The sequence below is a fragment of the Winogradskyella sp. genome, from assembly GCF_028289625.1.
GTDB lineage: Bacteria > Bacteroidota > Bacteroidia > Flavobacteriales > Flavobacteriaceae > Winogradskyella.
This window is the reverse complement of sequence record NZ_JANQOM010000084.1, coordinates 20,094-39,477: the sequence shown is the minus strand read 5'-3', so window position 1 is coordinate 39,477 and position 19,384 is coordinate 20,094. Positions and strand designations below refer to the sequence as shown.

Below are 19,384 nucleotides of genomic sequence, written 5' to 3'. Positions count from 1 at the left end.
ACTCAATTATTTGAAACGTTTATATTTTATGGTTCTGCTTTGCCTACTTCTAAGTGGGCTTTCCTTTTCACAATCTGCTAAAATCAGAGGTGTTATTTTAAATGAAAGCAATAACCCAATTGAAAATGTAAATATTAAAGCTAGTACTGGTGAAGGCACTGCAAGTAACGAGAATGGGTTTTACGAATTAAGAATTCCTTCCGATACTGAAGTCACCATAGAATTCACACATATTGGTCATATGCGTGTTGTAGTGAAATTTAATTTAAAGAATGGTCAGGAATTAGAATATAATCCGGTAATGCTCGTTGAAGTGGAGCAAATAGCCACCGTTGTTATTAACTCTAACACCAGACAATCAGTTGAGGGTGTAACATCTATTTCACCTCAAATGATTAGGACTATAAAAGGAGCACAACCAGGTGTGGAAAATATTCTTAAGACGCTACCAGGCGTAAATATCTCAAACGAATTGAGTACGCAATATTCGGTACGTGGAGGGAATTTTGATGAAAACTTGGTTTATGTTAACGAAATTGAAGTATACAGACCATTTTTAATACGTTCGGGAAATCAAGAAGGTTTAAGCTTCGTAAATACGGATTTGGTACAAAATGTTGATTTTTCGGCAGGTGGTTTTCAAGCAAAATTTGGAGATAAACTGTCATCGGTTTTAGACATCACCTACCGAAATCCTGTAAGCTTTGGCATTAGGACTGATCTAAGTTTATTAGGCGGAAGTATTGCTGCCGAAACAGTTTCAAAAAATGGAAAATTCTCTGGAATAGCTGGTGTGCGCTATAGAGACAACAGCTTAATATTAAATAACCTTGAAACTGAAGGTAATGTTGAACCGGTTTTTGCGGACGCACAGACTTATCTGACCTATCGCTTCTCAGATAAATTTCATTTAAATTTCCTTGGCAATATTTCATTAAACCAATATAACTTTCAACCAGAAAATCGACAGACCAATTTTGGCACACTTCAAGAGCCTGTTGCGCTTTTGGTATTTTATGAAGGGAATGAAGAAGATGAATATACCACCTATTTTGGAGCGTTTAAAGCCAACTACTTTGTTAACGATAATTTGACACTTAAGGTTATTGGCTCTGCCTATCACACCACCGAACAAGAATACTTCGATATTTTTGCCCAATACCGTTTGGGTGAAGTCAATACCAACATAGGAGATGAGAACTTGGGAGAGGTTGAATTTAGTGAAGGTATAGGTTCTCAGCTACTACATGCCAGAAATGATTTAGACGCCCTTATCGTTAATGCTGAACATCGTGGAGACTATAAAATTGATAAAGAGTCCACTGTAGAATGGTCGGTAAAGTACACCCACGAAGACATTAGGGACCGATTGGTAGAATACGAAATCATTGATTCCGCAGGATTCTCTATCCGTCCACCAAATTTCAGTCTTCCAAACGAACAACCTTACGAACCGTTTGAAGGTCCGCTTACAGCATTTCAAAATATTAGGGCACTTAATAAAGTAAAAATCGATCGCTTCCAAGCTTTTGCTCAATACAGTAAACGAACCGAATGGGGAAATAATGAAGTGTTTTATAATATTGGTGTTAGAGCACATAACTGGACCATTAGTGGTGAAACTATAGAAAGTAATACGCAAACGGTATTTAGTCCCAGAGCCCAGTTTGCCATTAAACCTGATTGGGACAAAGACATGCTCTTTAGAGTTGCTGGTGGACTTTACTATCAACCACCATTTTACAGAGAGCTTAGGGATTCATCTGGTGTGGTACAACCCAATGTTAAAGCACAGAAGTCATTCCATATTGTTCTGGGTAACGAATACAGTTTCGAAATTTGGGACAGACCTTTTAAATTAGTTACCGAAGCTTATTACAAAGGATTAACAGACGTTAATCCATATACCATTGAAAATGTAAGGATTCGCTACAGAGCCAGAAATAATGCCGAAGCTTATGCCTATGGATTGGATATGCGACTCAATGGCGAGTTTGTACCTGGCACAGAATCCTGGTTTAGTTTTGGGTATCTTAAGACCGAAGAGAATATTGATAACCGTGGTTATATTTCAAGACCAACAGATCAGCGTTTAAAGTTTGGTGCATTATTTCAGGATTATGTGCCCAATATGCCAGACTTAAAGATGTATCTCAACCTTGTTTACAATACAGGTGTCCCTGGTGGGTCGCCAAGTTATGCCGATCCTTATGATTTTCAGATACGGTTAAGGGATTACAGACGTGCTGACTTAGGGATTTCCTTAGAGCTTGTAAACCCAAATAAGACCTATAAATCGAAATGGAAGAAAGCTTTTGAGGAACTATCCATTGGCTTTGAGATTTACAACATGTTCAATAACCAAAATACAATTACCAACACCTGGGTAAGAGATGTGTATACGCAACGTCAGTTTGCTATACCAAACTTTTTAACGCCACGTGTTTTTAATGTAAGGTTATCTGCTAAATTTTAGTTTTTACCGAACACTATAAAAAAGTGAGTTTTTAGTGTAACAACCTAAATCCTCGTTGTATGACCTTTTAGCATTCAATAAAATTTCTAAATTTGTAATTGTCTAATTCACTTTAGGTTACCCCGCTTAAGCTATAGTTATAAATTTATAAAGCATGAAATACTCCCTCATCACATGCCTATTGCTATCTTTCAGTCTAGCTTTCGCACAATCTGATTTATTTGTAAGTAGTGGTAGTTATATTTATGTTGACGGTACGGGTTTTACACCAGGACCAAATGTGGCACCACTATTTGTTACAGATGATATTAACCTAGACACCAATAGCCATATTTATTTACGTAATGAAGCGCAATTATTACAAGGTTCTGGTACTACAGGAAATTCGGGAGAAGGTCGGTTAAGTATATATCAAACAGGCAATGTAAATCAGTGGAGTTATAATTATTGGTGTTCGCCAGTAGGAAACAATTCGGCTACTAATGGTAATGAGGATAGTAGAGTTGAATTATTGAATGACGTGACAGATCCTATAACCTCAGTTCCAGCATTATTTACAAGTGCTTTCGATGGAATTGCGAGTCCTTTAACAATATCCGATCGTTGGTTATGGACATATCAAACCTCTTCTTCTTATGCAGATTGGGTTTATGTTGGATCTACTGGTGCAATTTCCCCAGGTTTAGGATTTACTATGAAAGGTAATGGTACAGGTACCACTGGTAGTCAGTTATACGACTTTAGAGGTAAACCAAACAATGGCACCATTACCAACCCAGTATCCGATGGAGATTTTACACTGATTGGCAACCCTTATCCAAGTGCTTTGGATGCACGGGATTTCATTCATGACCCTCTAAATATTAACGAAATAGACGGAACGCTTTTTTATTGGGAGCAAAATGGAACAGTGGCGTCTCATGTATTACAAGATTACATCGGTGGTTATGCAACTTACACAATAGATGCCGCTGGCACTATGGAGACTTTCAACTTTGCATTGTTTTTTACTTATGACGAACAAGACAATTCGACTCCAGTTTTTACACCTCCACCAATGTCCGCTCAAGCTGAAGGCACAAAAATAGCTGGACGATACGTTCCGGTTGGTCAAGGATTTATGGTAGAGGGAATTGCCGGACCTAACGGTATTGTCACTGTTAAAAATTCCCACAGAGACTATATTAAAGAAGGTACTGATAGCTTTTTCTTTAGAACTACATTGACTAACAATGGTATGCAAATGGATTCTAATACTGACCAAATCCAATATCAAGACAATGGTCTATCCATAGTTCCAGACGATTATAAAAGATTCAGGGTTAATGTTGATTTTACAGTTGGTAATAGTCAATATACTAGGCAATTGGTTCTTAACTTTCATGATACTGCTACATTGGGTTATGATAGAGGCTTAGAATTAAAACGTGCTCAGGGTTATGCCTCTGATGCCTATTTTAATTTAGAAAATAAAGATTATTGTGGTCAAGCTTATCCTTTTGAAGAAGCTTTAACAATACCTTTAGTCATAGACATCGAAGAACAGCAACCTTTACGCTTTAGAATTTTTGACATTCAGAATTTTGAGGATTCTCAAGGCATCTATATTCATGATATTGAAAATGCACTCTATGTTAATTTAAGAAACCAAGATTACGAATTGAATATCGAACCTGGTAATTATACAAATCGTTTTGAAATTGTATTTGCTGAAAGTGAAGTGCTAAGTATTGACGATTTAGACGTTAATGACCTAAGCATCCGCCAAAACAATGACAGTCAACAATTACATATTATCAACCCAAAGGGATTAGACGTTAAATCCATTGAAGTCTTTGATGTGGCCGGTAAGCAAATTCTCGATGGTCTTTATGACTCAATCTTAAATCGCTATTCGTTATCAACAGCAGACTTAAGTGAAGGTGTGTATATTGTAAATGTAAGCTCAAACGCTAATACCATAAAATCCGAAAAGATTATTGTTAAACACTAACAAAGTCTTTAAGCACATCCACCACATAATCTATTTCTTCTCTTGTGTTAAAAATACTGAATGAGAAGCGTACAGAAGGTTGCTTTAATTTTTCATAATCCAATATGGCGGAAAGTACGTGCGATTGTTGACTGCTTCCACTTTGGCATGCACTTCCTCTAGAACAGGCTATCCCTTTTAAATCGAGTTGAAATTGTAACATAGGCGCTTTCTCTGGTGCAATTGGCAGGCCTACATTCACTAAAGTGTAAGTGCTTTTAATTGAATCGTCACATCCACCATTAAAGCTAACATTAGATATATTCTCCTTTAGCTTTTTAATGAAGTAAGCCTTAATTTTTGAGATATGCTCCCGCTCTTCATCTAGATTTTCATAAGCTACTTTTAAGGCTTCATCCATACCTACAATATTATGGATGGCTTCTGTTCCAGCTCTATAACCTCGCTCTTGCTCACCACCAAAAATTAAGGGCTTTAATCCCGATTCTTTTCTAACATAACAAAATCCGACACCTTTTGGTCCATGGAACTTATGGGCACTTGCCGCTAAAAAATGTAATGGTATTTCTTTTAAATCCAATTCAAAGTGTCCAACGGACTGAACACAATCTGAATGAAATAACGCATCGTATGTATCACAAAGGTTAGCTACGCGTTTAATATCTAGAATATTTCCTATCTCGTTATTAATATGCATTAAGCTTACGATAGGTTTATCGGCATCATTTAATAGGAACTCTAAATGATCATAGTCAACCATGCCGCAGTCATCTAGATTTACAAAACTGAGTTTTATCCCATACTCGTTCTGTAGTTGTTCTGCGGTATGCAAAACGGCATGATGCTCAATTTTAGAAGTGATTATCTCATTACATCCTAAATCCCTTACCGCACTTCGCAATGCTAAGTTATCAGCCTCAGTACCTCCAGACGTAAATACAATTTCTGAAGCAGATACATTCAAATAATTAGCTATATTTTTTCGACACTGTTCTAACAATGCTTTGGAAGTACGCCCAAAACTATGTGTAGAAGATGCATTCCCAAAGTGGTACTTTAAAACCTCAGTCATTCGATCAATAACTTCAGGTCGCAAGGCTGTCGTAGCCGCATTATCTAAATAAACTTGCTTCATCCTGCAAAAATATTGCAAATAAAATTATTTGGATAATGCTTCGTTATAATTTTACAAATCATTTATTTTTGCTAAAACTGTATGCCCATGCTTCGTCGATTTTACGTATTATTCCTACTATTACTTTTAACTTCTTGTGATGATGGTGATATCATTAACATTACTCTAGATTTTGACAAAGATCTAAACAGATGTGATAATTTTGAAGATGTATACCTTATATACGATACCAGAGATGATCCCAATGAAGCACTTATACTTACCTTACCAAAACCAGAGTTTGATTATGTTTTTGGTGAATTAAGCGAAGAAGACGAAGACACCTTAGAGATAGGAACAACAACTGGTATTCGATTCAATTATAGGACTTATAGCAATACGCTTCCCGATGGTGTTTTGTGTAATGAGTTAACAGATCCTAATTTAAGGCTGATAGAAGATTATGAAACCAATAGTGGACAAGTAATAATTGACGTTACTATTGTTGATGATGATAATGATGGGATACCAAGTGCTGATGAAGATATAAATGGAAATGGAAATTTAGAGGATGATGATACTGATAACGATGGCATTCCCAACTATTTAGATCAGGATGATGACAATGATAATGTTTTAACTAGTGAGGAACTAGATACTGAAAATACAGATGGTGATGACAACCCAATTACCAATCCGTTGGATACAGATAATGATGGTATGCCAGACTATTTAGACGACGATGATGATGGTGATGGCATCTTAACACGATTAGAAGATGTTGATGGTGATAAAAACCCAAGAGGAATTGACGATGAGGTAGTTGATGAAAATGGTATGGGTGTTTTTAGGTATTTATATAACCACCCTACAGCTATGGAGGCTTTTCCGGATTCTGGTTTCATCGATAATAGTTATATACGATCTATCAGTACTAGTTTTAGATTAGAAAATATTGGGTTAGATATTATAGATGCGACTGTAATAGACTTTGGCACTTTTGCAAGTCCAAATCAAACCATAACAACCTCCAATGATGATTAAGGTTCTATATTCTGAAAGATTCTAACCTCAGTGGCACCAAGACCATAGGTTTTATAATCGGCATCATAAAATATAATATTATTATACCTTCCTAGTAAGGTTTCCAGTTCTTGTCTTAAGACTCCTTCACCTACTCCGTGGATAAACACCATTTTTGGAATGCGCTTTCTAATAGCAAATTCCAGTTGCTGTCTTGCGGTATTAAGTTGTAAGTTGAGCATATCAAAACTAGTCATTCCTTTGGTAGAGTCGGTTAGCTGATGGATATGTAAATCCACTTCAAACTTTGGTGTATGGCGTTCCTTGTGTTTTATTGTTAATGAAGGTTTTCGTTTTGTAGTTTCTTTCTCTCTTCTCACAGATTCAATATCCACATCATAAATTGCATCTTCTAAAGTATTTTTAGACGTTGCAAGCATAAGTTCATTTTTATCAAACTGAAATTCAAATCCATCTGAAGTCTCAAGTGTAATTGAGTCTTTTGATATTTTTCTCACTACACCAGTTATAGCATCATCAATAGTCTCTACAATATCACCTACCTTAATCTTCATCTAACTCTTCATTTTCAGAAAATGTTTCCTCCTCTTGCTTATCATACTTGCTTGGAATATTCCGCGATGTTCTATATACGCCAAGCATAAGTAGTACGATGCCACCAATTAATAAATAGGTGTTCTGTCGGGCCTCAGCTTGTGCATAAATGGCTATCATCCCTCCTACAACGATACAAACAAAGTTAATGGTTCTAGAAATACTCATAGTGTTGGTATTTTATACAAAAATAAGATTTACAGTAATTATAAAAGTGTTTGTATGCATCTAATCCTTAAATTAGCATTATGTACTTACCAGCAGAAGGAATAGAAGAATATATGCTACCATGTTTGATAAAAAAAACTATTGGTGTAGATTGCTTGGGCTGTGGTATGCAACGATCAATTGTACTAATCTTAAAAGGTGAGTTTGTAGCCGCTTTTTATATGTATCCTGCTATATATCCTGTGATATTTCTTTTTGTTTTTCTTATTTTTGACAACTATTTTAAAGTAAAGCACAGTGAAAGAATAAAGTTTGGTTTAGCAGCCTTGACATTGATCACTATCGTTACTAATTATATTTTAAAATTTTAATTCATGCAAAAACTCAACACCACACCAGTATACATTTTATCCATCATGGGAATATTATGTTGTTGCGTCTATGGTCTAGGTACTGTTACTGCGATTATAGCTATTGTAATTGCTAGTAAAGAACTGAAGAAATACAATGCTAATCCTGAAGACTACAGCAACGGTTCAGCCATGAAAAGAGCAAGGACGTTTGCAATTATATCATTATTTATATCATTCATTGGACTAGCATTTATTATTTGGACTATAATTGATCCGTGTGCCTTCTTTGATTGGTACATAGGAATGTTTGAAGACAACCCTAACGTTCCTGAAGAATCTATGCAACAAATTTATGAAGCTGCTGAAAAAGCGGGCTGTAGATAACCAAAATAATTAATATTTAAGTTTAACTAACCAACAAAAATTATGGAAGCAAAACCAACGAGACCACCCAATTATTTAGCACTAGCTATTATTTCTACAATTCTATGCTGTCTCCCAGCTGGTATTGTAAGTATTGTTTACTCTACACAAGTGAATAGTGCCTACGATATGGGAGATTACGACAAAGCCGAGCGAGCTTCAAAGAATGCTAAGACCTGGGGCATTGTTTCGGTTGTAGCTGCTGCCGTTGTATGGATTGTTTATGTCGCATTTTTTGGCTTAGCTTTTCTAGGAGCAGCATCTGGTGGGTTCTAAAACAAAAATTCTTTTAATCTCAACTATAGTGATAGCATTAAGTTTAATGCTATCACTATATTTTTTTTATGATCCTACCAAAGTTGAATCACCTTTCCCCAAATGCCCCTTTCATCAATTAACAGGTATGCATTGTCCTGGTTGTGGAAGTCAACGTGCCATTAATAAAATATTAAACGGTAGTATTGTAGAAGGCATTAGGCATAATTATTTAATCCTGCTTGCCAGCTTTGTTATAATCTATCAGTTAATATATTATCTCTTAACGAATTTCACTTCCAAAACCATGAAGAATCTATTTCACAATACTTTGGTGACCAAAATCATACTTATTCTGGTCTTATTGTTTTGGTTTCTGAGAAACGTACCACTTTATCCTTTTACGGAACTGGCACCTTAAATTTCGAATTCCTTTAAAGTTCTGGTAATTATAGATACACAATCCAATAACTGATCTTCAGTCATTACCAAAGGTGGCGCAAAACGAATCATATTACCATGGGTTGGTTTTGCCAAAAGACCATTATCCCTAAGCTTTAGACAAATATTCCATGCGGTATCACTATCTTCATCATCGTTAATAACAATGGCGTTTAATAAACCTTTACCTCTCACAGAACTAACAATCGTACTGTTCTTAATGTATTTATTCATTTCCGCTCTAAAGACTTTACCTAGGTAATCAGCATTTTTAGCTAGTTTTTCATCTTTTACAACTTCTAATGCTGCAATGGCCACAGCTGCTGCTACTGGATTACCACCAAAGGTACTACCATGATTTCCTGGTTGAATAACATTCATGATTTCGTTACTTGCCATTACTGCGGATACAGGATACAACCCACCACTCAAGGCTTTTCCCAAGACTAAAATATCTGGTTTAACATCTGGTGTTCCAGAACAATCTTTATTGGGACATGTGCAATTGCCACAAGTCGCCAAAAGTCTACCTGTACGTGCAATACCTGTTTGTACTTCATCTGCTATAAACAAAACATTGTATTTCTCACAAAGTGCTTTGGCTTCTTTTAGATAATTTTCGCTCGGCACATAAACTCCGGCTTCCCCTTGAATAGGTTCTACCAAAAATCCTGCAATATTTGGATTAGTACTTAACACCGCTTCCAATTCTTGCAAATTATCATATTCAACCTTTATAAAGCCTTCAGTATATGGGCCAAAGTGTTTTCGAGCCAAAGGGTCATTAGAAAATGATATGATTGTGGTAGTTCTTCCATGGAAATTATTCTTACAAACAATGATTTCAGCTTTATTTAAGTCAATCCCTTTAACTTCATATGCCCATTTACGACAAAGCTTCAAAGCTGTTTCCACAGCTTCTGCGCCTGAGTTCATTGGCAACATTTTGTCAAACTTAAAGTACTCGGTTGCATACTTTTCGTAACGCCCTAGCATATCATTATAAAAGGCTCTTGAGGTCAAGGTTAATCGCTGTGCTTGTTCTGTCATAGCATTGATAATCTTAGGGTGGCAATGTCCCTGATTCAAAGAAGAATAAGCCGATAAAAAATCATAGTACTTTTTACCTTCAACATCCCAAACATAAACCCCTTTTCCTTTACTCAATACTACTGGTAAGGGATGGTAATTTTGCGCTCCATACTTGTTTTCTAGTGCCATCGCTTCTTGCGATGAAATGTGATCTAAAACAGCCATTTTAATAAAATTTTAATGATAACAAAAACAACTATTTCTGCTCTACCTTTATTCCTTCGAAGGCTTAGCGTACCATTTTTGAAGTCATGGTGAAGCCTTGAAAAAGCAGCGTGGGAGAGAAATCATCCCTAGATGGATGCAAATTACAAAATATTCTTTTCGAATTAAAATCCTATTCTGAGATTTTTCCGGATAGCGATGAAACTTGTAGCTCCAAGCGTTTAATTTCTCTAATGATGGCTTTCTTATCCATTTGCATCCACGAAAATAACTTAAGCATACTCGAGGCCATTAAAGCTAGAGTTCCAAATACGCCCCATTTTATGAGATCATTTGTGGCTTCTACTTCAAAAAATTGAATCGCACAATAAATAAATAGTCCAAAGAAAACAACCTGTACAATACTCATTACGTAAACGACCCAACTATTCTTACCTTTAAATATACCAAAGACCATTTGCCAAAGGTTTTGCTCATCTAGGTCATCGTAAAACTTAGCTTCTTCTTGGGTTAATGTCTCTTTAATTAATTTGTCTATGTCTTCCATATTAGTTTTCATAATTATTGTTTTTTAAAATTGTTTTTAATTTTTCTCTTGCATGGAACAGTCTGGATTTCGCTGTTCCAACTGATATTTCAAGTAAGTCACTTATTTGTTTTAGACTATAGGATTGTAAATAGAAAAGTCTAATGACCATACTTTGGTGTTTTGGTAGCTCATCCACCGTTTTCAAAAGCAAACGCTTAAGTCCTTCTTTTTCTGAATAATTACCATCATCACTCTTAATTTCAAGTTCATAATCAAGGGGAGAATTTCTTTTTTTTACCTGTAATCGTAACCAATCCGTTGATTTATTACACACAATCCTTAAGGCCCAATATTTAAATCGTTTGGGGTCATTGAGCGTATCTATTTTATGAATTATAGTTGTCCAACTATCTTGTGCAATGTCCTTAGCCGCATCTTTATCATTTACCATCCAATACGCTTTACTGCAGAATTGTTTGTGCCAACGTTTCACTAAAGTTGCCAATGCTTTTTTATCACCAGTTCTAAAGGCTTCAACTAAAGCTTTATCTATATGTTCGTCTGTTTTCAATCACGCAAGTTTTGTTCTAAAAGACTTTCTCTTATAGACTTCCCTCAAAAGTTTAACCCAGCTACTATGCTCAGTGGCTTTTTGACCATTCGTAAAATAGTTTTCAACTTTATCAAAAGCATCTTCAATTAACGCGTCATGAAGCCAACGAATTACAAGAACCCATAAAATCGTAGCTTTAAACGATGTTTTAGCTCTAATTTCATGAATTATTTCAGTATTTAAACTATCAACAGCGTTGACTTTCAATTCATGTATGCCAGTAAAGCCCTTTGGTTTAGAAAATTGAAATTTCATGTATTCTCCTTCAATAAGTTGAATAACAGTATAACGAATACGTCCATGTCCGCCTTTACTGCCAATCTGTATACCATTATTAAATTTTATGGCAGGCCAATTTTCGTAAGGCCATATCTGGTCGTCCTTTGTAGCTAGTGTGTTAAATAATTGGGACACCTTTTCTTTTGGTTGATGAATTTTACGTTTATGGATATTTACGACTCTCATATTATAAAGACGGAAAAGAACTGAAAAGGTTCAATTTTATTTTAAACTATTTAAAGATAGTTCAAAATGCCCTTAAATTTTTGCTGTAAGATGAAGCTTTGGTCTGACTCAAATATCAAATTTAATCTTACTTCAGTAAACATTTTGTTAGTGCATGGATTTTTTTTATTTGATTCCTAGTAAATTTTCAAACTAAAAAATTCATGTACTTTTGCACTCAAATTTTAAACAGCAGTGCCCAGACGAGAGCGAAATAAGTTTGTTAAACGTGGAGAGATCATTGACATCTTAATAGAAGATTATGCCTTTGGTGGAAAAGGTATTGGTCGCATTAGAAATGAATATGGTGAGTTTGTGGTGTTTGTGCCCAACACCCTACCTGGTCAACTTGTTAAGGCTCAGGTAAAAAAATCGAGCAAAACATATGCCGAATGTAAATTATTGGATGTGCTAAAACCATCCGATGATGAAATTGAAATGCCTTATCAAGATATCCCAGGTGCACCATACATTAAGCTTCCTATCAAAATACAGCATAATTATAAAAAGGAAAGTACAATAGAGCTTTTTAAACGTATTGGGAAAGTATTAGATATAGAAACTAAATTTGATGGATTTGTGACTTCGCCAAATACGTTTCATTATCGCAATAAAATGGAATATGGGTTTTCTGCTATTGGTTATGATAGGGAACAAAAGAAAGATGTCGATGAATTTACACTCGGTTTTAAACGACGAGGTCTATGGTGGTGTGGTGAAAATCTAAATAAGGATTCGGGATTATTTGATGCGGAAGTGGAAAACAATCTTAAAAAGATCAGGACCTATTGTGAAAATTCAAATTTAGCACCATGGCATGCGCCCAAAAAACAAGGGTTTTTCCGCTACTTCGTAGTTCGAAAATCTTATAAAACCAATCAGCTTTTATTCAATTTAGTAACCACATCCTACGATTTACCAAAGTTTGATTTAGACAAATTTGTAAGCTTTCTGGTAAAACTCTTCGGTAATCGAGTCGCTGGTGTATTACATACCATCAATGACGATATTGGTGATAGAACCATTGCTACAACAGGAAGTATCAATTTAGTTTACGGCGAAGATAAAATCGTAGAAGCGCTTCTTGGTTTGGATTTTGAAATCAGTATGAAAAGCTTTTTCCAAACCAATCCTAAATGTGCAGAAAAATTATATGGTAAAGTTGTAGAATACGCCTTAGAAAATAAAGAGGCTATTGATAATTCTGTGGTCTTGGACTTATTTTGTGGCACTGGCACCATTGGACAGATTATTGCCAGCAGAGCAGATAACACAAAAATCATTGGTGTTGACATTGTGGCTTCGGCTATTAAAGATGCCAAAGAAAATGCAAAGCGCAACAATATTCAAGGCTTGGAATTCTACACTGCCGATGTCGGTAAGTTTTTAAATGAGCATTCAGAATACGTTAATAAGATTCGAACTTTAATACTAGATCCTGCTCGTGCAGGTATTGCTCCTAAAACCCTAAAAAAAATAATAAACCTCAACGCGGAACGTTTGGTTTATGTATCTTGTAATCCTGCTACCCAAGCAAGAGATGCCGAGCAATTGATGCTTGCAGGATATCAAATAAAAAAGTTTAGTTTGGTGGATCAATTTCCACATACAGCGCATATTGAAACTGTAGTTTTGTTCGAAAAAGAAAACAATTCATGAAGTACCTAAAATTATTGTTGATACTATTACTCATTTATAGTTGTCAGTCTGACAGTTCCCAAAATGAGAATGACAGTAAAAAAACAAAGACTATTGTTGTTGGTAAGATTAGAAATTATAATCCCACCAAAATGGAAAAAACTGTGACAATGTATTATTATAATAATATATTGCAACAACAGTCTTTAAAGCTAGAAATAGATAGCTTAGGTAATTTTAAAAAAGAATTTAAACTACCCTATCAGCAAGATGTAAATTTCTATTTTAAAAATTGGACAACGCTTATATTAAATCAAGGAGATTCTATTTCATTTTCTATTGATGCCAACCATAACACCAGTAGTGAGCTTTATGCCTCCATAATCTTGGGCGGTGATGGGACTGCCCTAAATAAAGACTTACATAGATTCAGAAAAAACGATACCATCTTAAATGGATATTATGATAATTATCAAAATCTAACGTATGATAACTTCTTAACTTATCACGATAGCGTCTTTAAGCTAAGAAACGATTACATAAAAAGTTTTAAAAAGAAAAATCCTGATTTGAATAGTTCTTTATTGAAGTGGTTAAATGTTGAGCAACATTTAGTACCAACTCAAAAAGTATTAGAGTTTCCTATGTATTTTAGAATGTATAATAGAGAAAAAGCAAGTAATATTACCTATGCCGATAATTTCTTTAGCATCATTGAAAATTTACCAAAGTTAAATTCAGATATTTTTATTAATGGTCAAATTTCAACCTTAGGTAATCAATTATTGTTTCACTATTACGACAAAGTAAACCCAAGAAAAGAAAAGATGACCCGTAATACAATTGATTCACTTACATTACGGCAATTAAAAAGCGATTTCTTAAATAACCCTGTTCTGAGTCAATTGGCAATAACTGATCGTATAAAATCGGACTTGGATGGCATGGATATAAGTTTTATTGAAAGGGAAGAAAAAGAGCTTCGATCAGTGTATGGAGATTCAGAGCTGGGCAAATCAGTATTTGAAACATATTACACGATAAAAGCATCCTTAGAAAATGCAGAAATCACAGATGGCATTGAGCTTTTGACCTTCAACTCAGAAAATCCAAAAGACTACTTAGACGAAATAATAGCTAATGCAAATGGTAAGGTGATTTACATAGACCACTGGGCTACTTGGTGTGCTCCATGTCGTAGTGAATTTAAATATGGTCTACCTAGCTTTAAAAAAAAATATGGCGATCAGTTAGAATACATCTATTTATGCTATCAGTCTAAAGAGGAACAATGGAAGCCACTTATAAATAAATATAACCTTATAGGAAAACATTACTTCATTAATGATACCGCAGCCCTTACTTTAGCCCCTCAAATGAAAGCTTTTGGTTTTCCTACATATACTATAATTGACCAGAAAGGAAATATGGTACAATCTGATTTTGCCTACAGGCCTAGTGAACCTATCACTTCAGAAATTATTGATAAATTGCTAAATAACGAGAATGAATAGCAAGACCATTACAAAGTGTACGTTTTTGATTATAGTTTTTTCTGCAATTATTATCACTTTATTTGCTTGTGAGCGCGATGATATATGTGCTGAAACTACGCCAACTACACCCAGACTTTTTATTGAATTTTATGATGCAACAAGTCCAGAGGATTTAAGAAGTGTTCCACGTTTAACAGCATACGGAGAAGGCTTAATTACTGATTCTGATGGCAATCCTATTGAACCTACAGAAGTCACTGACGGCATACTCGAATTGTCTGATGGAACTTTTATTTTTGATATTAATCGCAATGCTATAGATTTACCTTTGCGCATCGATGATGGTTTAAATGAAGAACGGGTTAGAACAAGATTTATACTAGAAAGAAATACCAATTTACGCCTAGATGAATCAGGAACTTCTAATGTTGATATAATAGAAATCTCCTATGTTCCACAATTTGAATATGTATCAAGGGCATGTGGTTATAAAAGTATCTTTAACGCTATAGACGTTACTGTAGATAATGATGGCGACAATTGGATAAGCAGTATAGAAATAGATGTACAAAACTTAGAAAATGAAAATACAACACATGTTCGCATCTTTCATTAAGAGCATTTCAGTACTACTTTTATTTTCTGCAATAGCTTTTGCCCAAGAAGAAAAGAAGACTGTAAAAGACACTCTAGTTTACAAGCAAAAGTATGGCCTACGTTTAGGTGCCGATATGAGTAAACTAGTACGTACATTTATTGATGACAATTATACTGGTTTTGAACTTATGGGCGATTATCGGTTAACGAAACGGATTTACTTGGCAGGTGAAATTGGCAACGAAGAGCGTACCATAGATGACGAGGTATTAAACAATACTACTAAAGGCAGTTATTTTAAAGGTGGTATAGATTTAAATTTCTACAAAAACTGGCTCGATATGGAAAATATGATTTATATTGGGTTTAGAGGTGGAGCCAGTACCTTTAGTCAAACACTTAACAGTTTTAATGTTTATAATGTCAATAATCAATACTGGAATGAGCAGTTTGTAGTTGAAGAAGGTACCGAGTTCAGTGGTCTAACAGCATTTTGGATAGAAATAATTATTGGGCTTAAAGCAGAACTTTTTAATAATTTCTTCGCTGGGATTAATGTACAGCTAAAAGGTCTAATTACTGAGACTGTTCCCGATAATTTTGAAAACCTTTATATCCCTGGGTTTAATCGCACCTATGATAGTGGTCGTTTTGGAGCAGGGTTTGGATTTAACTTATCGTATTTAGTCCCTATCTTTAAAAAAGACAAAGTCGTTATCCAAGAGAAAGAAGCGGATGAATAAATAGCTTCAAGAATTTAAAAATAACTCATATGAAAAGAAATGAATTCCTAAAATTATGTGGATTGTTAGGTATTTCATTTCCGCTACAGTCGGTAATATCTTCATGTAGCAGTTCTAATACCAATTCTAATAATAATCCACCTGAATCTGTCATTATTATTGGTGCAGGACCAGCTGGTATGGCTGCTGGTTACTTACTAGCTCAGCAAGGCATTAATTTCCAAATCATTGAAGCAAATTCATCTTATGGTGGGCGGATAAAGCACAATACAGCGTTTTCCAATTTCCCTATTTCTATGGGTGGTGAATGGATTCATGTTGCTAGTTCAATTTTACCAGAAATTGTAAATGATGCCTCTGTTACTATCACAACTGAGACACAAGGCTATAATAATTCTGATCTGGTTCAAGAATGGGATGGTAATACAATAACAGAAACAACACTTGGTAATATCGGTGGATCCCAAGACTTAAAGTTTGTTGGTTCTAGTTGGTTAGGCTTTTTTGAAACCTATGTTTTACCGAGTATTCAAAATAACATTATCTACAACACGCCAATTACAGGTATCGATTATAGTTCAAATGACGTTATTGTAACCTCTTCTAATGGGCAAACATTTACTGCTGAAAAAGTCATTGTAGCTGTTCCAGTTAAAATTTTACAAAACGCTGTTATTAACTTTACACCTGAACTACCAAATAACAAGCAACAAGCTATTAATAATGTGGAGGTTTGGGGAGGTTTTAAGGCCTTTTTCAAATTTACATCTAAATTTTATGGTGCATATCTAGGACTACCAGATAGTGAAACAGACCAAGGCCAGCGGATTTATTATGATGCAGCATATGCGCAAAACACATCCGATAATATATTGGGATTATTTTCAGTAGGTCAACAGGCAGAACAATATCAAAACTTGTCTGGTAATGCACAACGCGATTACATATTAAATGAATTAGATACAATTTTTGGCAACAACATAGCTAGTAATGGTTATTTAGACCATATTGTACAAAATTGGAATGCCGAGCCTTATGCCCAAGCTGCCTATATAAGGGACCAAGAAAACTGGCAATTGTTGAGAACACTAGGGCAATCTGTTAATAACAAACTTTATTTTGCAGGAGATGCGTACACAAACGGCGAAGATTGGAGTAGTGTGCATACAGCTGTAAGGTCTGCAAAACGTGCTGTCGAGGAAATGGTAAGTTAATTTCTAAAAAATTCCTATCTTTTCTTTATCAAAATTACGTCTATGGATAAAGAAGCCATCGCCGATTTAATTGACGAAAAACATACGAAGCTTATTAATTGGTTAAAACAACAACCTGACGAATCTTGGACAACAGGTCCTAAAGGCAAATGGACTACAGGTCAACATGCGCTACATTTATTGCAAAGTATAAAGCCTCTAAATAATGCCTTAAGCATGCCAAAGTTTTTATTACGCTACAAATTTGGAACGGCTAATCGAGCTGTAAGGAATTATGATGCCATAACCCAACGCTACCAAGAACGTCTTGAACAGGCAAAAGGAAAAACCTACAAGGGCTCCCAAAACATGAAAATCCCACCATTAAGTGACAAGAGCTACATACTCAATAGGCTACAAACCGAAAGTAAAAAGCTGCAATACAAAACCAAAAAGATGAGTGATAAGCATCTGGATAATTTAATCTTGCCACATCCTTTAATGGGCAAAATGCCAGTTCGCGAAATTATTATGTGGACGGCACATCATGTGGCGCATCATAATGAGACTTTGAGAATGAAATATCAGCTATGAAAAAAAATAGCATCTTAATAATAATGTTCATTATAAGCTTTCACTTATCAGCTCAAAAAGCCACTAAAGTTGATTCAAGTATACTTGAATTTTCCGATAAAAAATACGGAATAGAAAATCTAAAGTTATTGATATATCCGAGTATTGAAAAAATTGTAGATACAGTCTCTAGGCAAACAATTTCAGATAAATGTAAAATTTACTTCAAATTAAAAATCAATAAAAATTTAAAATCTATTATAAAAGATACTGTCGCTTCAACTTGCAAATTCAACAAGCAATCAGTGCTTGAAAAACAACTTAAAAGATTGGCTAATTTTTATATAGTCGAATCAGACTTGGATGAAATTGTGACTGTACTTACTATTCCTATTTTAATCAACAAATAGAACATTAAACACGTCTAAAATAATCTAAAACATTAGCTTCTATTCGACTTTGAATATTTGTGACATCCGCTTTTATAAAGGTCTCACCAGTAATGTTTTCGTAAAGTTCGATATAACGATCGCTAACCGTTTCAATATAGTCGTCGCTCATAAAAGGTACGGTTTGCCCTTCTAAGCCTTGAAAGCCATTACTAATCAACCACTGACGCACAAATTCCTTAGAGAGCTGTTTCTGCGCTTCTCCTCTATCCTGGCGTTCTTGATAACCGTCAGCATAGAAATAGCGCGAAGAATCTGGTGTGTGGATTTCGTCGATTAAGACAATTTTTCCTTCTTTAGTTTTACCAAATTCGTACTTGGTATCTACTAAAATCAATCCGCGTTTGGTAGCAATCTCAGTACCACGTTGAAACAATTTTCTGGTATAATATTCAAGAATCAGATAATCCGATTCAGAAACGATGCCTCGTTTCAATATCTCTTCTCTTGAGATATCTTCATCATGATTACCTTGTTCTGCCTTAGTTGCAGGAGTGATTATAGGTTCTGGAAACTTGTCGTTCTCTTTCATGCCTTCTGCCATTGGTACTCCGCAGAGCATTCGCTTTCCTGCTTTGTATTCTCGCGCTGCATGACCAGACATGTAGCCTCTAATGACCATTTCAACTTTAAAGGGCTCGCACAAATGTCCAATGGCAACATTAGGATCTGGAGTCGCTACTAACCAATTGGGCACCAAATCCTCAGTCTCTTTCATCATTTTGGTAGCAATCTGATTCAGGATTTGTCCTTTGTATGGAATGCCCTTTGGCATCACTACATCGAAGGCGCTAAGTCTATCCGTTGCAATCATTACTAATTGCTCATCATTTATGCTGTAAACTTCCCTGACCTTTCCTTTGTATACACTTTTTTGATTAGGGAAATTAAAATTAGTATCTATTATAGTATTGCTCATTTAAATCTCTAA

22 protein-coding genes are annotated in these 19,384 nt (G+C 35.2%); 14 read left to right on the top strand and 8 right to left on the bottom strand.

Annotation, left to right across the window (positions count from 1 at the left end):
- Nucleotides 1-28: 28 nt before the first annotated feature.
- On the top strand, nt 29-2,476 hold the full coding sequence (locus Q0992_RS15725) for a carboxypeptidase-like regulatory domain-containing protein (RefSeq protein ID WP_299526715.1): 2,448 nt from the start codon (nt 29-31) through the stop codon (nt 2,474-2,476).
- Between the two features lie 154 nt (nt 2,477-2,630).
- The gene (locus Q0992_RS15720) at nt 2,631-4,469 is read left to right on the top strand and encodes a T9SS type A sorting domain-containing protein (RefSeq protein WP_299526651.1); all 1,839 of its coding nucleotides are present in this window, start codon (nt 2,631-2,633) and stop codon (nt 4,467-4,469) included.
- Here Q0992_RS15720 and Q0992_RS15715 read toward each other — a convergent pair.
- Nucleotides 4,459-5,604: a cysteine desulfurase family protein gene (locus Q0992_RS15715; protein ID WP_299526649.1), complete on the bottom strand. Its 1,146-nt coding sequence runs from the start codon at nt 5,602-5,604 to the stop codon at nt 4,459-4,461. The genes Q0992_RS15720 and Q0992_RS15715 overlap by 11 nt on opposite strands.
- Before the next feature lie 87 nt (nt 5,605-5,691).
- Here Q0992_RS15715 and Q0992_RS15710 point away from each other — a divergent pair, with 87 nt between their 5' ends.
- Nucleotides 5,692-6,627: a hypothetical protein gene (locus Q0992_RS15710; protein ID WP_299526647.1), complete on the top strand. Its 936-nt coding sequence runs from the start codon at nt 5,692-5,694 to the stop codon at nt 6,625-6,627.
- Here Q0992_RS15710 and Q0992_RS15705 read toward each other — a convergent pair.
- Together Q0992_RS15705 and Q0992_RS15700 are read right to left on the bottom strand one after the other, a co-directional pair.
- Entirely contained in the window at nt 6,624-7,181 is a 558-nt protein-coding gene (locus tag Q0992_RS15705; protein WP_299526646.1) for a Smr/MutS family protein, read from the bottom strand. The two genes, Q0992_RS15710 and Q0992_RS15705, sit on opposite strands and share 4 nt — an antisense overlap.
- Nucleotides 7,171-7,389 (bottom strand): hypothetical protein, encoded by a 219-nt coding sequence (locus tag Q0992_RS15700; protein ID WP_299526644.1) that lies wholly within the window; start codon nt 7,387-7,389, stop codon nt 7,171-7,173. The genes Q0992_RS15705 and Q0992_RS15700 overlap by 11 nt, the downstream gene beginning before the upstream one ends.
- A gap of 80 nt (nt 7,390-7,469) precedes the next feature.
- Between Q0992_RS15700 and Q0992_RS15695 the strand changes: the two genes are divergently transcribed.
- Genes Q0992_RS15695 through Q0992_RS15680 form a run of 4 tightly spaced genes read left to right on the top strand, consistent with a single transcriptional unit; the run spans nt 7,470 to nt 8,841 of the window.
- A complete protein-coding gene (locus Q0992_RS15695; protein WP_299526642.1) occupies nt 7,470-7,760 on the top strand; it encodes a DUF2752 domain-containing protein in 291 nt (96 codons plus the stop codon).
- Nucleotides 7,761-7,763: 3 nt separating this feature from the next.
- Entirely contained in the window at nt 7,764-8,126 is a 363-nt protein-coding gene (locus Q0992_RS15690) for a CCC motif membrane protein (protein ID WP_299526640.1), read from the top strand.
- A gap of 42 nt (nt 8,127-8,168) precedes the next feature.
- Nucleotides 8,169-8,441 (top strand): CD225/dispanin family protein, encoded by a 273-nt coding sequence (locus tag Q0992_RS15685; RefSeq protein WP_299526638.1) that lies wholly within the window; start codon nt 8,169-8,171, stop codon nt 8,439-8,441.
- 46 nt (nt 8,442-8,487) lie between these two features.
- Nucleotides 8,488-8,841, top strand: coding sequence for a DUF2752 domain-containing protein (locus Q0992_RS15680; protein ID WP_299526636.1), 354 nt, complete (start codon nt 8,488-8,490; stop codon nt 8,839-8,841).
- On the opposite strand, the gene rocD is transcribed toward Q0992_RS15680, so the two are convergent.
- The 4 genes from rocD to Q0992_RS15660 form a co-directional block, all read right to left on the bottom strand.
- Nucleotides 8,838-10,118, bottom strand: coding sequence for an ornithine--oxo-acid transaminase (rocD, locus tag Q0992_RS15675; RefSeq protein ID WP_299526634.1), 1,281 nt, complete (start codon nt 10,116-10,118; stop codon nt 8,838-8,840). The genes Q0992_RS15680 and rocD overlap by 4 nt on opposite strands.
- 172 nt (nt 10,119-10,290) lie before the next feature.
- The gene (locus tag Q0992_RS15670; RefSeq protein WP_299526632.1) at nt 10,291-10,677 is read right to left on the bottom strand and encodes a DUF6768 family protein; all 387 of its coding nucleotides are present in this window, start codon (nt 10,675-10,677) and stop codon (nt 10,291-10,293) included.
- Nucleotides 10,667-11,218, bottom strand: a complete 552-nt coding sequence (locus Q0992_RS15665) for an RNA polymerase sigma factor (RefSeq protein WP_299526629.1) — start codon at nt 11,216-11,218, stop codon at nt 10,667-10,669. Before Q0992_RS15665 ends, Q0992_RS15670 begins: the two co-directional genes overlap by 11 nt.
- Nucleotides 11,219-11,725 carry a hypothetical protein gene (locus Q0992_RS15660; RefSeq protein WP_299526626.1) on the bottom strand — a complete coding sequence of 169 codons (507 nt, stop codon included), beginning with the start codon at nt 11,723-11,725 and terminating at the stop codon, nt 11,219-11,221.
- Nucleotides 11,726-11,959: 234 nt separating this feature from the next.
- On the opposite strand from Q0992_RS15660, the gene rlmD reads away from it, so the two are divergent.
- The 7 genes from rlmD to Q0992_RS15625 are packed head-to-tail and all read left to right on the top strand — an operon-like array spanning nt 11,960 to nt 18,414.
- On the top strand, nt 11,960-13,423 hold the full coding sequence (gene rlmD, locus Q0992_RS15655; protein ID WP_299526623.1) for a 23S rRNA (uracil(1939)-C(5))-methyltransferase RlmD: 1,464 nt from the start codon (nt 11,960-11,962) through the stop codon (nt 13,421-13,423).
- Nucleotides 13,420-14,916: a TlpA disulfide reductase family protein gene (locus Q0992_RS15650; protein WP_299526620.1), complete on the top strand. Its 1,497-nt coding sequence runs from the start codon at nt 13,420-13,422 to the stop codon at nt 14,914-14,916. Before rlmD ends, Q0992_RS15650 begins: the two co-directional genes overlap by 4 nt.
- Nucleotides 14,909-15,514: a DUF6452 family protein gene (locus tag Q0992_RS15645; RefSeq protein ID WP_299526617.1), complete on the top strand. Its 606-nt coding sequence runs from the start codon at nt 14,909-14,911 to the stop codon at nt 15,512-15,514. The genes Q0992_RS15650 and Q0992_RS15645 overlap by 8 nt, the downstream gene beginning before the upstream one ends.
- Complete coding sequence (locus tag Q0992_RS15640) at nt 15,480-16,238, top strand: DUF6048 family protein (protein ID WP_299526614.1); 759 nt, start codon at nt 15,480-15,482, stop codon at nt 16,236-16,238. Before Q0992_RS15645 ends, Q0992_RS15640 begins: the two co-directional genes overlap by 35 nt.
- A gap of 29 nt (nt 16,239-16,267) precedes the next feature.
- Nucleotides 16,268-17,452, top strand: a complete 1,185-nt coding sequence (locus tag Q0992_RS15635) for an FAD-dependent oxidoreductase (RefSeq protein WP_299526612.1) — start codon at nt 16,268-16,270, stop codon at nt 17,450-17,452.
- A gap of 42 nt (nt 17,453-17,494) precedes the next feature.
- On the top strand, nt 17,495-18,025 hold the full coding sequence (locus Q0992_RS15630) for a DinB family protein (protein WP_299526610.1): 531 nt from the start codon (nt 17,495-17,497) through the stop codon (nt 18,023-18,025).
- On the top strand, nt 18,022-18,414 hold the full coding sequence (locus Q0992_RS15625) for a hypothetical protein (RefSeq protein ID WP_299526608.1): 393 nt from the start codon (nt 18,022-18,024) through the stop codon (nt 18,412-18,414). The genes Q0992_RS15630 and Q0992_RS15625 overlap by 4 nt, the downstream gene beginning before the upstream one ends.
- 4 nt (nt 18,415-18,418) lie before the next feature.
- Here the strand turns inward: Q0992_RS15625 and Q0992_RS15620 are convergent, their stop codons facing one another.
- Entirely contained in the window at nt 18,419-19,372 is a 954-nt protein-coding gene (locus Q0992_RS15620) for a phosphoribosylaminoimidazolesuccinocarboxamide synthase (protein WP_299526605.1), read from the bottom strand.
- Nucleotides 19,373-19,384 lie beyond the last annotated feature (12 nt).

Excerpts from the sequence above, each read along its gene's own strand:
- Q0992_RS15725 (WP_299526715.1), top strand. The coding sequence starts at position 29 with ATGGTTCTGCTTTGCCTACTTCTAAGTGGGCTTTCCTTTTCACAATCT.
- Q0992_RS15720 (WP_299526651.1), top strand. The coding sequence starts at position 2,631 with ATGAAATACTCCCTCATCACATGCCTATTGCTATCTTTCAGTCTAGCT.
- Q0992_RS15715 (WP_299526649.1), bottom strand. The coding sequence starts at position 5,604 with ATGAAGCAAGTTTATTTAGATAATGCGGCTACGACAGCCTTGCGACCT.
- Q0992_RS15710 (WP_299526647.1), top strand. The coding sequence starts at position 5,692 with ATGCTTCGTCGATTTTACGTATTATTCCTACTATTACTTTTAACTTCT.
- Q0992_RS15705 (WP_299526646.1), bottom strand. The coding sequence starts at position 7,181 with ATGAAGATTAAGGTAGGTGATATTGTAGAGACTATTGATGATGCTATA.
- Q0992_RS15700 (WP_299526644.1), bottom strand. The coding sequence starts at position 7,389 with ATGAGTATTTCTAGAACCATTAACTTTGTTTGTATCGTTGTAGGAGGG.
- Q0992_RS15695 (WP_299526642.1), top strand. The coding sequence starts at position 7,470 with ATGTACTTACCAGCAGAAGGAATAGAAGAATATATGCTACCATGTTTG.
- Q0992_RS15690 (WP_299526640.1), top strand. The coding sequence starts at position 7,764 with ATGCAAAAACTCAACACCACACCAGTATACATTTTATCCATCATGGGA.
- Q0992_RS15685 (WP_299526638.1), top strand. The coding sequence starts at position 8,169 with ATGGAAGCAAAACCAACGAGACCACCCAATTATTTAGCACTAGCTATT.
- Q0992_RS15680 (WP_299526636.1), top strand. The coding sequence starts at position 8,488 with ATGCTATCACTATATTTTTTTTATGATCCTACCAAAGTTGAATCACCT.
- rocD (WP_299526634.1), bottom strand. The coding sequence starts at position 10,118 with ATGGCTGTTTTAGATCACATTTCATCGCAAGAAGCGATGGCACTAGAA.
- Q0992_RS15670 (WP_299526632.1), bottom strand. The coding sequence starts at position 10,677 with ATGAAAACTAATATGGAAGACATAGACAAATTAATTAAAGAGACATTA.
- Q0992_RS15660 (WP_299526626.1), bottom strand. The coding sequence starts at position 11,725 with ATGAGAGTCGTAAATATCCATAAACGTAAAATTCATCAACCAAAAGAA.
- Q0992_RS15650 (WP_299526620.1), top strand. The coding sequence starts at position 13,420 with ATGAAGTACCTAAAATTATTGTTGATACTATTACTCATTTATAGTTGT.
- Q0992_RS15645 (WP_299526617.1), top strand. The coding sequence starts at position 14,909 with ATGAATAGCAAGACCATTACAAAGTGTACGTTTTTGATTATAGTTTTT.
- Q0992_RS15640 (WP_299526614.1), top strand. The coding sequence starts at position 15,480 with ATGAAAATACAACACATGTTCGCATCTTTCATTAAGAGCATTTCAGTA.
- Q0992_RS15635 (WP_299526612.1), top strand. The coding sequence starts at position 16,268 with ATGAAAAGAAATGAATTCCTAAAATTATGTGGATTGTTAGGTATTTCA.
- Q0992_RS15630 (WP_299526610.1), top strand. The coding sequence starts at position 17,495 with ATGGATAAAGAAGCCATCGCCGATTTAATTGACGAAAAACATACGAAG.
- Q0992_RS15625 (WP_299526608.1), top strand. The coding sequence starts at position 18,022 with ATGAAAAAAAATAGCATCTTAATAATAATGTTCATTATAAGCTTTCAC.
- Q0992_RS15620 (WP_299526605.1), bottom strand. The coding sequence starts at position 19,372 with ATGAGCAATACTATAATAGATACTAATTTTAATTTCCCTAATCAAAAA.